8 protein-coding genes are annotated in these 14,847 nt (G+C 68.2%); 6 read left to right on the forward strand and 2 right to left on the reverse strand.

The features are described 5' to 3' along the window. The first annotated feature begins 54 nt into the window (after positions 1-54). The 6 genes from VHAB30_RS26165 to VHAB30_RS26190 all read left to right on the forward strand — a co-directional run bounded on the left by VHAB30_RS26165 (position 55) and on the right by VHAB30_RS26190 (position 12,279). Positions 55-6,063 carry an alpha-2-macroglobulin gene (locus VHAB30_RS26165; protein ID WP_159279109.1) on the forward strand — a complete coding sequence of 2,003 codons (6,009 nt, stop codon included), beginning with the start codon at positions 55-57 and terminating at the stop codon, positions 6,061-6,063. Between the two features lie 21 nt (positions 6,064-6,084). Then, positions 6,085-8,406 carry a penicillin-binding protein 1C gene (gene pbpC, locus VHAB30_RS26170; protein ID WP_174250290.1) on the forward strand — a complete coding sequence of 774 codons (2,322 nt, stop codon included), beginning with the start codon at positions 6,085-6,087 and terminating at the stop codon, positions 8,404-8,406. Positions 8,407-8,481: 75 nt separating this feature from the next. Continuing rightward, positions 8,482-9,834: an esterase-like activity of phytase family protein gene (locus VHAB30_RS26175; protein WP_159279110.1), complete on the forward strand. Its 1,353-nt coding sequence runs from the start codon at positions 8,482-8,484 to the stop codon at positions 9,832-9,834. Between the two features lie 149 nt (positions 9,835-9,983). Next, entirely contained in the window at positions 9,984-10,292 is a 309-nt protein-coding gene (locus tag VHAB30_RS26180; protein WP_370680729.1) for a DUF3649 domain-containing protein, read from the forward strand. Beyond that, positions 10,289-11,941, forward strand: a complete 1,653-nt coding sequence (locus VHAB30_RS26185) for a PepSY-associated TM helix domain-containing protein (protein ID WP_159279111.1) — start codon at positions 10,289-10,291, stop codon at positions 11,939-11,941. Before VHAB30_RS26180 ends, VHAB30_RS26185 begins: the two co-directional genes overlap by 4 nt. Beyond that, positions 11,941-12,279 (forward strand): DUF3325 domain-containing protein, encoded by a 339-nt coding sequence (locus tag VHAB30_RS26190; protein ID WP_235926935.1) that lies wholly within the window; start codon positions 11,941-11,943, stop codon positions 12,277-12,279. Before VHAB30_RS26185 ends, VHAB30_RS26190 begins: the two co-directional genes overlap by 1 nt. 36 nt (positions 12,280-12,315) lie before the next feature. Here the strand turns inward: VHAB30_RS26190 and VHAB30_RS26195 are convergent, their stop codons facing one another. Then, positions 12,316-13,455, reverse strand: coding sequence for a hypothetical protein (locus tag VHAB30_RS26195; RefSeq protein ID WP_159279113.1), 1,140 nt, complete (start codon positions 13,453-13,455; stop codon positions 12,316-12,318). Beyond that, on the reverse strand, positions 13,452-14,843 hold the full coding sequence (locus tag VHAB30_RS26200) for an aminopeptidase P N-terminal domain-containing protein (protein ID WP_159279114.1): 1,392 nt from the start codon (positions 14,841-14,843) through the stop codon (positions 13,452-13,454). Before VHAB30_RS26200 ends, VHAB30_RS26195 begins: the two co-directional genes overlap by 4 nt. Positions 14,844-14,847: the final 4 nt, after the last annotated feature.

Below are 14,847 nucleotides of genomic sequence, written 5' to 3' on the forward strand. Positions count from 1 at the left end.
TCACAGACCGGGCAGAGACTGTCAGGCGCCAACAAAAACATCGGGGGAGCGTCCATGCTTCAAGTTGCGAATCGAAAACTCGCGTCGCTCAGCGACGTGCTCTTCACCGGACTGGGCCGTGTGCTCGGGTTCCTGCGTCCGCTGGCACGCGGACTCATCGGTTCCTGGCGACCCCCGGGGTGGCTGCGCATCGTGGGCGCCTTTCTTCTCTTCGGGCTGCAGTGGCTGCAGCAACGGTTGGCCTGGGTGGTGGTGCTGGCGCTGCTGGTGCTGGCCGGCTGGTTCGCGAGCCCGCATGTGCTGAAGTGGTGGCACGGCCTCACGCCCGATCGCGTCGAGCCCGTTGTTTCCACCGCGCAGATCGTGCCGCCGCCGCGCACGCAGATCGAAAACGACAAGGGGCCCAACCCGGTCGTCATCAATTTCTCCGCCTCGGTCGCGCCGATCGCGCGCATCGGCCAGGAGGCGACCGGCGTGAGCATTGAGCCCGCCATCGCCGGTCGCTGGTCGTGGAGCAGCCAGAAGAAGCTCGAATTCCTTCCCGCGCAGGACTGGCCGGTCGGCCAACCCTACAAGGTGCAACTCTCGAAGGATGCGCTCGCGCCGCACATCGAGATCGAGCAGCGCAAGTACGAGTTCACCTCGCCCGAATTCAACGCGCGCATCGCGGGCGCGGAGTTCTACCAAGACCCGGTGCAGGCCAACGTGCGACGCGCGCTCTTCCAGGTGCGCTTCTCGCACCCCGTCAACACGGCAGAGTTCGAAAAGCGCCTGGTGCTGACCTATGACCAGGCCTGCGGTACCTCGATCTTCAGCGTGGGCAAGTGCGCGAGCGAGAAGTTCACCGTCAGCTACGACAAGCTGCGCCTCACCGCCACCCTCCAGTCCGAGCCGCTGCCCATTCCCGAGAAGACGCGCCCCGTGGTGCTCAGCCTCACCTCCGGCGCGGTCGCGCAGAAGGGCGGCCCCGGCCAGCGCAACGACCTCTCGCGCGCGGTCGACATCCCCGGCCTCTTCAGCCTCGACATCTCGAGCATCGACCCCACCATCGTCACGGGCGAGAACGGCGAGCCCGAGCATGTGATGCACGTCACCGCCTCGATGCCGGTGCACGAGCGCGAAATGGCGCGCGTGGTGCAGGCCTGGCTGCTGCCCGCCACGGAAGAAGCCAAGGGCGACCCCGAAGAAAAGTTCGACTGGTCCGCCGACCCCGCGAAGGTCACCGACGCGGTGCTGCGTCGCGCGAAGAAGATCAATCTGCAGCCTATTGCCAGCGAACGCGAAGTGACCGAGATGGTCAGCTTCCGTCTCCCGCAAGCCGAAGGCGGCCGCTACCTGCTGGTGCGCGTGGCCAAGGGCCTGAAGACGCCGGGCGGCTACCAGCTCGGCGCGGCGCGGCAGGACGTTCGCCTGCTCAAGACCTTCGCGCCCGAGCTCACCATCATGAGCCAGGGCTCGCTGCTCGCACTTTCCGGTGAGCGCAAGCTGCCGATCCTGGTGCGCGACCTGCCCGGCATCCGCCTGGAAATCGGACGCCTGCTGCCGCAGCAGTTGCAGCACCTGGTCACGCAGACCAACGGCGACTTCGCGCATCCGCAGTTCAACGGCGGCCTGCAGTCGGACAACCTCGTCGACCGCTTCCAGAAGGAAATTCCGCTCAGCATCCCCGCCGGCAAGGCGCACTACGAGACCGTCGACTTCGCGCAGTACCTGCGCAGCGATGTGGCCGACCGCCGCGGCGTGTTCCTGCTCAAGGTGCAGGGCTACGACCCCAAGGCCAAGAAGAAAGCCGAAGGCGATGCCACGCAGGCGCAGCCCGAAGAAGAGCAGCAGGAAGAACAGCCCTCGGAAGGCGAAGGCGACCCCGAAAGCGGCAACCCCGAAGACCAGAAGGACCAGCGCCTGGTGCTCGTCACCGACCTGGGCATCGTCGCCAAGAAATCGCTCGACGGCACGCGCGACGTGTTCGTGCAGAGCATCGCCAACGGCCAGCCGGTGGCCGGCGCACTGGTCGAGGTGTGGGGCCGCAACGGCATGATCGTCGCGTCGCAATCCACCGACGCCACGGGCGCTGCCAAGTTGCCCAACCTCGCCGGCTACCAACGAGAGAAGGCGCCTGTGGTGCTGGTGGTGCGCAAGGACGGCGACCTGAGCTTCCTGCCCTTCAACCGCAGCGACCGCACGCTCGACATCTCGCGCTTCGACGTCGGCGGCCTGCGCGCGGCCGGCGTGCCGAACCAGATGACCGCCTACGTGTTCAGCGACCGCGGCATCTACCGCCCGGGCGACACCATGCACATCGCGATGATGGTCAAGGCCGGCAACTGGGCCACGTCGCTGCGCGACCTGCCGCTCGAAGCCGAGGTCATCGACGCGCGCGGCCTCAGCGTGCGCCGCGAGAAGCTCAAGCTCGGCCCCGGCGGCGCGGCGGAAATCGCCCACGCCACGCAGGACACCTCGCCCACCGGCAACTACACCATCAACCTCTACCTGCCGCGCGAATCCTCGCCCGGCAACCCCGAGGTGCAGGGCCTGCTCATCGGCAGCACGACGGTGAAGGTGCAGGAGTTCCTGCCCGACCGCACCAAGGTGGTCGCCAAGCTCAGCAGCGAAGTGGCCGAAGGCTGGGTCAAGCCCAAGGACCTGAAGGCGCTCATCGACGTGCAGAACCTTTTCGGCACGCCCGCGCCCGACCGCAAGGTCGAAGGCACGCTCACGCTGAGCCCGGCCTTCCCGGTGTTCCGCGCGTTCGCCGACTACGCCTTCTTCGATCCGCAGCGCGCCACCGAGAAGCAGGTCGACGACCTGGGCAGCGTGCAGACCAGCGCCGAGGGCAAGGCCGAGTTCGACCTGCGCCTCTCGCGCTTCGATGCGGCGACCTACCAGGTGCACGTGCTCGCCAAGGCCTTCGAGCCCGAGGGCGGGCGCAGCGTCTCGGCCGAGGCGCAGACGCTGGTGAGCGACATGCCCTACCTTGTGGGCGTGAAGGTCGATGGCGACACCAGCTACGTGAGCAAGGGCGCCGCGCGCAATGCCACCGTGATCGCTATCGACCCGCAGGCCAAGAAGACGGCCGTGGACGACCTGAAAATCCAGCGCGTGGAGCGCAAGGTGCTCTCGGTGCTCGTGAAGCAGGACAACGGCCTCTACAGGTACGAATCGCGCAAGAAGGAAATCGTGATCGACGAGAAGCCGCTGGCCATCGTCGCGGCCGGCAACGCCATCGCGCTGAACACCTCCACGCCCGGCAACTTCGCCTACGTGGTGCGCAATGCCGGCGGGCTGGAGCTGAACCGCGTCGAGTACAGCGTGGCGGGCAACGCGAACGTTTCGCGCTCGCTGGACCGCAACGCCGAACTGCAGCTCACGCTCGACCGCAAGGACTACGAGCCGGGCCAGGAGATCGAGGTGAGCATCCGCGCGCCGTACGTGGGCGCCGGCCTCATCACCATCGAGCGCGACAAGGTCTACGCCCACGCATGGTTCAAGACCGACAAGACCGCCTCGGTGCAGAAGATCGTGCTGCCCAAGGACTTCGAGGGCACCGGCTACATCAACGTGCATTTCGTGCGCGACCCGGCCTCGGACGAGGTCTACATGAGCCCGCTGTCGTACGGCGTCGTGCCCTTCGCCACCAGCCTGGCCAAGCGCACCGCCAACCTGCAGCTCACCAGCAGCGAACTCGTGAAGCCCGGGCAGACGGTGAAGATGAAGCTCACCAGCGACAAGCCCACGCGCGCCGTGCTGTTCGCGGTGGACGAAGGCATCCTGCAGGTGGCGCGCTACAAGACGCCCGACCCGCTCAAGCACTTCTTCCAGAAGCGCGCGCTCGAGGTGGGCACCCTGCAGACGCTCGACCTGATCCTGCCGGAGTTCAAGAAGCTCATGCAGGGCGCCGCCCCCGGCGGTGACGGCGAAGGCGAGCTCGGCAAGCACCTGAATCCGTTCAAGCGCAAGCGCGACAAGCCGGTGGCCTACTGGTCGGGCCTCGTCGATGTGAACGGCAGCCGCGAGTTCAGCTACACCGTGCCCGAGAGCTTCAACGGCAGCCTGCGCGTGATGGCCGTCGCGGTGAACGACGAGACCACCGCCGCCAAGAGCACCCGCACCGTGGTGCGCGGCGACATGGTGATACTGCCGAACGCACCGCTCGCGATGGCGCCCGGCGACACGGTCGAAGTGGGCGTGGGCCTCGCGAACAACATCGTGGGTTCGGGCAAGGACGTGCCCATTGCGCTCACGCTCACCGCCTCGGGCGGACTCGAAGTGGTGGGCGATGCGACGCAGACGCTCAAGGTCAACGAGCGCGGCGAAGCGAGCACCAGGTTCAATGTGCGCGCCAAGCCGGGCGAGCAGGCGGTGCTGGGTTCGTCGGCGCTGGTGTTCACCTCGACGCACAAGACCTTCAGTGCGCGCCTGTCGACCGAAGTGAGCGTGCGGCCTGCGTCGCCGTTCGTCACGCTGGTGCAGGCGGGCAGCTTCCAGCGTGCGGGCGAGCTGAGCAGCAAGGCCGACCTGTACCCGAACTTCCGCAAGAGCGATGTCGCGGTGTCCGCCGCGCCGTGGGCCTTCGCGACCGGCCTCATGCAGTATCTGGAGGTGTACCCGCACGGCTGCACCGAGCAGATCACGAGCCAGACCTTCCCGGCCGTGCTGCTGTCGGGTCGCCCCGAGCTGGTGAAGGAAATGGCGCGTGGCCGCACGCCCGAGCAGGGCCCGATGCCGGAGGCGCGCAAGACCTTCGAGCGCTACCTCGTGCAGCTGCGCGCACGGCAGACGGCCGACGGCGGCTTCTCGCTGTGGCCCGGCGCGGGCACCGATGCCTTCGCCACGCTCTACGCGGTGCACCTGCTCATCGAAGCCAAGGACCACAAGCTGCCTGTGCCGCAAGACCTGCTGCAGAAAGCGAACACCTACCTGCAGGGCTGGCTGGGCAGCGGCGACACCTCGCTCGACGGCTGGCGCCAGCGCACGCAGGCGGCCTACCTGCTCACGCGCCAGGGCATCATCGCGCCGGCCGCATTGGCCAACCTGCGCGAAGCGTGGCGCAACAAGCAGACGCAAGGCTGGAGCGACGACCTGGGCGCCGTGTACCTGGCCGCGAGCTACCAGCTCGTGAAGCAGGAGCAAGTGGCCAACGAGCTGCTCAACCCGGTGTGGTCCGACCTGCTCGCGCGCACCGAGAAGAAACAGCGCCGCAATGTGTGGGGCGCGTACTACGACCCGCTGGTGCACGACAGCATGACGCTGCACCTGGTGGGCCGCCACTTCCCTTCGCGCCTGAAGACGCTGAAGCCCGAAGTGTGGGAAGGCATGGGCGCGATGGTGCGCGACGGCTGGTACAACAGCCTGTCGTCGGCCTCGATGCTGCTCGCGGTCGATGCGTACTTCGAAGCGGTGGCGCAGAACGCCGAGGGCAAGCTCACGGCGCAGAGCGTCAACGCGCAAGGGCAGGCCGCGGCACTCGCGCTGGGCTCGGTGAATCCGATCACGCGTGCCGCGGTGCCCGCCGGCACGGCCAAGCTCAAGCTGTCGAACGACAGCGACTTCAACCTGTACTACAGCTGGGCCGAACAGGGCTTCGAGCGCAACGTGCCCACCACGCCGGTGAACCAGGGCCTCGAGATCTTCCATGAAGTGCTCGATGCCAAGGGCAACCCGATCACCAAGGCCAAGCTTGGCGAAGAGGTCACCGTGCGGGTGCGCGTGCGCAGCCTGGAGCGCGCACAGCTCAACGACGTGGCGCTGGTCGACCTGCTGCCAGGCGGCCTGGAGCCGGTGCTGCAGGCCGTGGGCGACGACCAGGAAGCCAATGCCGATGCGCCGATCTGGAAGAAGCGCCTCGGTGGCGGCGGTTCGTGGAAGGTGCAGTACGCCGACATCCGCGAAGACCGCGTGGTGTTCTACGGCGCCGTCGACAAGAACCTGCTCGAAGTGACCTACAAGGCGCGGGCGACCAACGTCGGCGACTTCGTGGTGCCTGCGGCGTACGGCGAGGCGATGTACGACCGGCGCGTGTATTCGCGCTCGGCGGGTGCGCGCTTCCAGGTCGTCGCGAACTGACGCAAGGCAGCGGAGGCCGTCATGCGCTTCAGCGTGAAGTTGGGAAGGCTGCGCAAGCCTGCGCTGTGGGCGCTGGCGGTGGCCTTTCTGCTCACGCTGTTGCGCCTGTGGCCGCACGCCCCACTGAGCGAAACCGTCGGCAGCTCGCGTGCCGTGTACGCGCAAGGCGGCGAACTCTTGCGCCTCACCCTCGCAAGCGACGAGCAATACCGCCTCTGGGTGCCGCTCGACCGCATCTCGCCGACGCTGGTCGATGCGGTGCTGCTGTACGAAGACCGCCGCTTCTACGCGCACCCCGGCGTCAACCCTGCCGCGCTCGTGCGCAGCGCGTGGCGCATCGCCAGCGGCGAGCGCAGGCAGGGCGGCTCGACGCTCACGATGCAGCTGGCACGGCGCGTCTACGGCATCGACAGCCGCACGGCCATGGGCAAGATCGCGCAGATCGGCGCGGCGCTCTGGCTGGAGGCGCGTTTCGGCAAGCGTGAGATCCTCGAGGCGTACCTCAACACGGCGCCCTATGGCGGCAACATCGAAGGCGTGCAGGCCGCGAGCCTCATCTACTTCCGCAAGGACGCCGCCAAGCTCAGCCTGCCCGAGGCGCTGACGCTCGCGGTGATTCCGCAGAACCCCGTCAAGCGCATCGCCGAGCGCGGTCGCAATACCGAGCTGCAGTCGGCACGCGAACGCCTGTGGGCGCTGTGGGCCGAGCGCGATCCGACGGCAAAGCAGCACGCGCCGGATGCACAGCTCGCGCTCTCGGCACAGTCGCGCGGCAGCCTCCCCTTTCTCGCGCCGCACGCCACCGACATGCTGCTGGCGCAGGAGCGCGGTGTGCAGGAAGTGCGCACCACCATCGACCTGCGCATGCAGGCCACGCTCGAACGCGTGATGGGCCAGTACCTGCGCACGCACGCCGATGTGGGCATGACCAACGCGAGCGCACTGCTGCTCGACGCCTCGACCATGCAGGTGCGCGCGCTGATCGGTTCGGCCGACTGGCACAACGACGCCATCGCCGGGCAGGTCAACGGCACGCAGGCCAAGCGCTCGCCAGGGTCCACGCTCAAGCCCTTCATCTACGCGCTCGCGCTCGACCAGGGCTTGCTGCATCCGAAGACGATGCTGAAGGACGCACCGACCTCCTTCGGCCCCTACACGCCCGAGAACTTCGACCACCGCTTCGCCGGCCCGCTGCCCGCGCAGGAAGCGTTGATCCGCAGCCGCAACATCCCCGCGGTGGCCGTGGCCGCGAAGCTGTCGAAGCCGGGGCTCTACGACTTCATGCGGCTCGCGGGCGTGCAGAAGCTGCAGAGCGAATCGCACTACGGCCTCGCGCTGGTGCTGGGCGGCGGCGAAGTCACGCCTGAGGAGCTCGCGGGCCTCTACGCCACGCTCGCGAACGGCGGCATCTCGCAGCCGCTGCGCTACACGCAGCCCGCGCCCGACGAGCGGCCGGTGCAGCCGCTGCGCCTCTTGAGCGAAGAGGCCTCGTTCATCACGCTCGACATGCTGCGCCACACGCCACGCCCCGACACCACGCTGCCCGCGCGTCCCGCCATTGCATGGAAGACGGGCACGTCGTGGGGCTTTCGCGATGCGTGGACCGCGGGCGTGTTCGGCCGCTATGTGCTCGTGGTGTGGGTCGGCAACTTCGATGGCACGAGCAACCCCGCGCTGGTGGGCGTCGATGCGGCTGCGCCGCTGTTCCTGCGCATGGTCGATGCGCTGCGTGCAGAGCGGCTCGATCCCGGCGAGATCGCGACGCGACAGCCGGCGGACCTGCGCCAGGTCGAGGTGTGCACCGCGACGGGCGGGCTGCCCGATGCGCTGTGCCCGGTGCGCACCAAAACATGGTTCATCGCCGGCAAGTCGCCGATCCAGGTGAGCAACCTGCACCGCGCCGTGTGGGTCGACGAAACGACCGGCAAGGTGGTGTGCGGGCCGCAGCCCAACGCGCGCCAGCAGGTGGTCGAGCAATGGGGAAGCGACATGCGGCGGCTGTTCCGCCAGGCGGGCCTGCCGCGCGCGAGCCTGCCGACCGATGGCTGCGAGAAGGGCGAGGCTTCGGAGACGGCGCCGCTCATTACATCGCCCTTGCGCGGCGTGCGGCACACGCTGCGCGTGAAGAAGCCCGAGCCGCTCGTGCTGCGCGCCGAAGCCGCGGCGGGCACGCAGACGATCTACTGGTTCGCTGACGACGCCCTGGTCGGCAAGGCCGCGCCCGGCGAAGGCATCACCTGGATGCCGGACATGGCCGATTCGGGCCGGCGCTACGTGCTGCGCGCGGTCGATGACCAGGGCCGCGCCGAGTCGCGTGAAGTGACGGTGGACATCGCACCTTGAAGCCGGTGGATGTCACGGCGCCGTCACGCGCAATCGGCATGGTCTCGCGTTTCGACTGAAACCTTTCTTCTGCCCATGACGCGTCTCGCTTCCCTCTCCTTCATCGCCCTGGCTACTGCACTCGCCTGCGGTGGCGCGGCCGCACAGACCGCCTTCCCCGCCACGCTCTCCGGCCACGCCGTGCTGCCTGCGCAGAGTTTTGTCGCCGCACCAAAAGACGCGCCGGCCGACCTGCCGGTCAGCGGCAAGTTCACCACCGGCAAGCGCGTCGAGGCGCTGGGCACGATCGAGGGCCTTTCGGCCGGCCGCGGCACTGGCGTCTCGGTGCCCTTCAAGGGCCAACCGCTGCAGGGCCACTCGGGCATCAAGAAGATGGACGACGGCTCGTTCTGGGTGCTCACCGACAACGGTGCCGGCGCGAAGGCCAACTCGCCCGACTTCATGCTCTACCTGAACCACTACAAGGTGGACTTCAAGAGCGGCAAGTTCAATCGCCTGAACACGATCTTCCTGCACGACCCCGACAAGAAGGTGCCGTTCCGCATCGTTCACGAAGGCACGAAGCAGCGCTACCTGACGGGTTCGGACTTCGATCCCGAGAGCTTCCAGTTCGCCGGCGGCGCGCTGTGGATCGGCGAGGAGTTCGGCCCCTTCCTGATCAAGGCCGACCTGAAGGGCAAGGTGCTCGCGGTGTTCGACACGCAGGTGGACGGCAAGGCCGTGCGCTCGCCCGATCACCCCGCGGTCACCACGCCGGGCGCACCAGGCGGCGCTGTCGATTTCCAGATCAAGCGCTCCAAGGGCTTCGAAGGCATGGCCTCGTCCAAGGACGGGAGCAAGCTCTATGCGCTGCTCGAAGGCCCGGTGTGGAACGCCGAGGCCAAGGACTACGAGAAGGTCGACGGCAAGGAAGCGCTGCGCGTGCTGGAGTTCGACGTCGCGACCGAGAAGTGGACGGGCCGCCATTGGAAGTACGTGCTCGAAGCCAACGGCCACGCCATCGGCGACTTCAACATGATCGACGGCACCACCGGCCTCATCATCGAACGCGACAACGGCGAAGGCACGTCTGACAAGGCCTGCCCCGAAGGCCAGAAGCGCACCGACTGCTTCCACGACATCGCGAAGTTCAAGCGCGTCTACAAGGTCGAGCTCAGCGACGCGAACGTGGGCGGCGCGGTGCGCAAGATCGGCTACATCGACCTGCTGAACATCGCCGACCCGAACAAGCTCGCGCGCAAGCCGCTGAACGACGGCGTGCTCAAGTTCCCGTTCTTCACCATCGAGAACGTCGACGTGGTCGATGCCACGCACATCGTCGTCGGCAACGACAACAACCTGCCGTTCTCCAGCAGCCGCGAGCCCAACAAGGCCGACGACAACGAGCTGGTGCTGCTCGAAGCCGGCGCGCTGCTGCAGGCGAAGTAAGGCGCCGCGCGCCTTTCAAGGCCCCGCTCGCGGGATGGGCGGGGGCGAGAAAAACCGAGAAGATGAGTATGATTCTCATTCTCCAGGTTTTCTCTCTCCCTCTGTCCCATGAATTTCCGAACGACCTTGCACGTCGTCCGGCGCCCGTCGTGAGCGCCGGCCTCCGCTACCGGATGGGCGTCGCGTCGCGGGCCGTCGCTGCCATCGCGGGCGGCTACGGCGTCGCCGCGCTGTCGGCCGCCGTGCTCGCGCTGGGCCTGCCCGCTCTCTTCGGCATGGCGCGCAGCGAAGCCGCGCTGACCGGCACGCTGGCCTCCTTCCTCGTCTATGCCGTGGCCGTGATGTGGGTCTTTGCGGCCCGCTCGGCGTGGCGCGCCTGGACCGGCCTTGCCATCGCGGCGGCGCTGCAGGGCCTGCTGTTGCTGCTGTGGACCCAGGGCGGCGGAGGTGCCGCATGAAGGAAGGATTCCGTCAGTCGATGGCCTGGCTGCACACCTGGTCGGGTCTGCTGGTCGGCTGGGTGCTCTTCATGGTGTTCGCGGCCGGCACGGCCTCGTACTTCAAGGACGAGATCACCTTCTGGATGAAGCCGGAGCTGCACGCCGTGACGCCGGGCACGGTGCCGCAGCCGGTGGCCGCCGACAACGCGCTGGCTTTCATGCAGCGCCACGCGCCCGATGCCACGCGCTGGTTCATCACCTTGCCCACCGAGCGCGAGCCCGGCGTGAGCCTGCTGTGGGCCAAGCCGCCGCCGCCACCCGGCTCGCCGCCCGTGGACCGACGCCGCAGTTTCGACCGCGCCATGCTCGACCCGGCCACAGGCCAGGCGATCACCGCGCCGCGCGAGACGCGCGGCGGCGAGTTCTTCTACCGCCTGCATTTCGACCTGCACTACATGCCCGCGCTCTGGGCGCGCTGGATCGTCGGCTTCTGCGCGATGTTCATGCTCGTGGCCATCGTCAGCGGCATCGTCACGCACAAGCGCATCTTCAAGGACTTCTTCACCTTCCGCCCGAAGAAGGGCCAGCGCTCGTGGCTCGACGCGCACAACGTCACCGCCGTGCTCGCACTGCCGTACCACGCCATGATCACCTACACCGGGCTGGTCACGCTGATGTTCATGTACATGCCGTGGGGGCCGCAGGTGGCCTACAAGGCGCACGGCGGCAACGACACCTTCTTCGCCGAGGCCTTCCCGGGCGGCGTGCGCACGCAGATCAAGCCCTCGGGCACGAAGGCCGCGCTGGCGCCCCTCGCGCCCATGGTGGCGCAGGCCACGGCCCACTGGGACGGCGCGCCCGTGGGCCGCATCGTGGTGCACCGGCCCAACGACGCCAACGCCGTGGTCTCGCTCACGCGGGCCGAAGGCCGTCACCTGTCGTACGACCAGCCCAGCATGCAGTTCAACGGCACGACCGGCGCGCTCATCGGCAGCTTCGGCGACGTGCCCAAGGCCGCGGCCGAAACGCGCGGCGTGCTCTACGGCCTGCACATCGGCCGTTTCGCCGATCCGCTGTTGCGCGCGCTGTTCTTCGTGTCGGGCCTGGCGGGCTGCCTGATGGTGACCACGGGCCTGCTGCTGTGGGCGGTGAAGGAGCGCCAGAAATACGCCAAGACCCTCAAGCAGGGCGGGCGCATCGGCTTCGGCCTGCGGCTGGTCGACGGGCTGAACCTCGGTGCGATCGCGGGCTTGCCCGTGGCGATGGCCGCCTTCTTCTGGGCCAACCGCCTGCTGCCGGTCGACGTGGCGGGCCGCAACGAGGCCGAGATCCGCTGGTTCTTCATCGTCTGGGGCGCCACCGCCGTGCTGGGCCTGCTGCGCCCGACCCTGCGCATGTGGCAGGCGCAGCTTGCGCTCGGCGCGCTGCTGTTCGCATTGTTGCCGGTGCTCAATGCCTTCACCGGCCCCGCGCCGCTCACCGTGAGCCTGCGCACCGGGCCGAGTTCGGTGGCGGGCTTCGACCTCGTGGCGATCGCGCTCGGCCTGGGGTTGGCGGGTGCGACCTGGCTGGTGGAGCGCAAGCGCCGCAAGGCTTTGGCGGCACCCAAGAAAGCCGTCAAGCCGCCGCCGCCAACGGAACTTGCTGCCTCGGGTCAGGGATCGTGATGCCGCTGCTCGGGTTGGTGTTCGCCGCCTCGCTGGCCGGCTTCTGCGCGCTGAGCCTCGCGATGGACCGCCACAGCGAAGACGTCTTCGGCCGCGGCCACACGCCGGGCGCCTGGCGCCGATGGCTGCAGCTCGGGGGCACGGCGCTGCTGTGCCTGTCGCTGTGGGCCAGCCTGGAGGCGGCGGGCGGGTCGGTGGGGTGGGTGTTGTGGCTCGGGGCGTTGACTGCGGCGGCGCTGGCGACGGTCGGGCTGTTGAGCGGGTTGCCGCATCGCTTTCACTGGATCGCGTCTGCGGCAGGGGGCGTTGCGTTTCTCAGTCTGCTGTTCTGCTTGTGATCGCGCGGGCATTCGGGCCCGCAACCGTCCGCGCACTCAGTGGATGATCTTCCAACCCACGATGAGGTAGGTCGCGAAGGCGGTGGCGATCCAGATCCACGCCAGAGCGCGTTGCTCCTGATCGAGCGGCGCGTGCAACGGGCGGCTGCCCGCGGGCACGGCCAGGCGGGTCGTCGGCGAATCGATCCCGACCGCCTGCAGGGTGGCTTCCGACCATTCGCTCGGCCGACGCCGAAATTCGGCGAGCGCATGCAGCCATTGCGGTGGCAGCAGGAGCGGTGCGGCCAGTGCCATCAGCACGGCGCAGAAGGCGCGCAACGGTCTTGATGCATGCGCACGAGGCCCGGCGAAAAAATTCAGGGTGCCAGCCAGGTCCAGGAACAGGCGTTCGCGGTCGTGTTCCGGTGTCCGCCAGCGGGTGGCGGGCAATTGCTCGGGGCCGTGACGCATGAACACCGCGATGAAGTCGACGACGGCCTTGCGCGTCTCGTTCTCATGCGATTGCGTGCATCGATGACCGAAGCCCCAGCTCGGCAGCGGCAACGTCAATGGCTCCGTGCCCTGCTCCACGGTGGTGACGAGGGCATCGTCCTTGTTCAGCATCAGCAGACGCAAGTCTTCGGAGGTCTGCGTCGCGGGGCATCCCTTGCGATGGGCGACACGGATGCGCTCCCACGCGACCCAGCGGTCCTTCCCTTCCTCGCGCCACCACAGCCTTTGGTTGCGCCGGTCGCACAGAATCCCGACGGTCAACGGCGAGGGGCGCAGCACCTCCCTGAAGGTCAAAAAAATCGAGCGCGCGCCGAAAATCACGGCGTACAGCGTCACGCCGATCAACCAGAGCGCGATCAGCGTGCCCATGATCGTCTGGGGTATGTCTACATGGAACAGCAATGCCACCAGCGGCGCGGCCATCAGCAGACCGAACCAGACCGCATAGGCGGACACGACGGACTCGGGCTCCCGCAATTCCAGTGCGGTATCGCTGATCCGCGAAATCACGCCTTCGGCGCAGACCGAGGACAGTGGCGGCCCCTTGGACGCGTGGACGTCGTAGATGCGGTACTCACGTCCATCGAACCGGTCCGATTCCTTGTGATGCAGCAGCCACTGCTGCATCCAATACGGCGGGCGGTCGTCCACCAGCCTGGCGCGCCGCTTGCGGACCGTGCTCACCCCCGCATCAACGCCTCGATCTCATCCGCCTTCACCGGCACCCCCCGCGAAATCAGTTCGCAGCCCGTGGCTGTGACGATCGCGTCGTCCTCGATGCGGATGCCGATGTTGTGGAACTTCTCGGGCACGCCCTCGCCGGGCCGCACGTAGATGCCGGGCTCCAGCGTCAGCACCATGCCCGGGTGCAGGATGCGGCTCGGGCGGTTCTTGATGAGTTCGTTGGACAGCGGGTCCTTGCGCTCGCTCACTTCGCCCACCTGCGTGGGTTCGACATAACTGCCGCAGTCGTGCACGTCCATGCCCAGCCAGTGGCCGGTGCGGTGCATGTAGAACTGGAAGTAGGCGCGCGAATCGATCACGTCGTCGACGCCGCCGACCTTGTTGCCGTCGAGCAGACCCAGGTCGAGCATGCCCTGCGCCAGCACCTTCACGGCCGCGTCGTGCGGGTCGTTGAAGCGGTTGCCGGCCTTGGTGGCGGCGGCCGAGGCGTCCTGGCTGGCCAGCACCAGGTCGTACAGCGCGCGCTGCGGGCCGCTGAACTTGCCGTCGGCCGGGAAGGTGCGGGTGATGTCGCTGGCGTAGCCGTCGAGCTCGCAGCCGGCGTCGATCAGCACCAGCTCGCCCTTGCGCACGGGCGCGGCGTCGGCGCGGTAGTGCAGCACGCAGGCATTGGCGCCGGCCGCGACGATGGAGCCGTAGGCCGGGTACTGCGAGCCGCCCAGGCGGAACTCGTGCAGCAACTCGGCATCGAGGTGGTACTCGCGCACGTCCTTGCCCTCGCGCAGCATGCGCGCCGACAGCTGCATCGCGCGGATGTGGGCGCGGGCGCTGATCTGCGCGGCGCGGCGCATGGTGTCCTGCTCGTGCGCGTCCTTCACGAGGCGCATCTCGTCGAGCGGGCCGCATAGGTCGCGCTGCTCCTCGGGGCACAGCGCGCCGTAGCGCACGCGCGCGCGCACCGACTGCAGCCAGCCGTCGATGCGGGTTTCCAGGCCCTTGTGGGTGGCGAAGGGGAACCACACGGTCGAGCGGTTCTCGAGCAGCTTCGGCAACTTCGCGTCGAGGTCGTTCACCGAGAAGGCCTCGTCCACGCCCAGCGCGGCGGGGGCGGCGTCGGGGCCGAGGCGGTAGCCGTCCCAGATCTCGCGTTCCAGGTCTTTCGGCGCGCAGAACAGCGTGGCGCGGCCGTCGCCCGCCAGCACCAGCCAGGCGTTGGGCTCGGTGAAACCGGTCAGGTAGTAGAAGTAGCTGTCGTGGCGGAACAGGAAGTCGCTGTCGCGGTTGCGCTGGCGCTCGGGCGCGGTCGGGACGATGGCGATGCCGTCCTTGCCCAGTTGCGAAGCGAGGCGCGCGCGGCGCTCGGCGTAGATCGTGGTGTCATTGAGCATGGGA

It is taken from the genome of Variovorax boronicumulans (assembly GCF_009811375.1).
GTDB lineage: Bacteria > Pseudomonadota > Gammaproteobacteria > Burkholderiales > Burkholderiaceae_C > Variovorax > Variovorax boronicumulans.

What these genes read in the sequence shown, in the direction of transcription:
- VHAB30_RS26190 (WP_235926935.1), top strand. Translation starts at nt 11,941, where the DNA reads ATGCCGCTGCTCGGGTTGGTGTTCGCCGCCTCGCTGGCCGGCTTCTGC.
- VHAB30_RS26175 (WP_159279110.1), top strand. Translation starts at nt 8,482, where the DNA reads ATGACGCGTCTCGCTTCCCTCTCCTTCATCGCCCTGGCTACTGCACTC.
- VHAB30_RS26185 (WP_159279111.1), top strand. Translation starts at nt 10,289, where the DNA reads ATGAAGGAAGGATTCCGTCAGTCGATGGCCTGGCTGCACACCTGGTCG.
- VHAB30_RS26200 (WP_159279114.1), bottom strand. Translation starts at nt 14,843, where the DNA reads ATGCTCAATGACACCACGATCTACGCCGAGCGCCGCGCGCGCCTCGCT.
- pbpC (WP_174250290.1), top strand. Translation starts at nt 6,085, where the DNA reads ATGCGCTTCAGCGTGAAGTTGGGAAGGCTGCGCAAGCCTGCGCTGTGG.
- VHAB30_RS26165 (WP_159279109.1), top strand. Translation starts at nt 55, where the DNA reads ATGCTTCAAGTTGCGAATCGAAAACTCGCGTCGCTCAGCGACGTGCTC.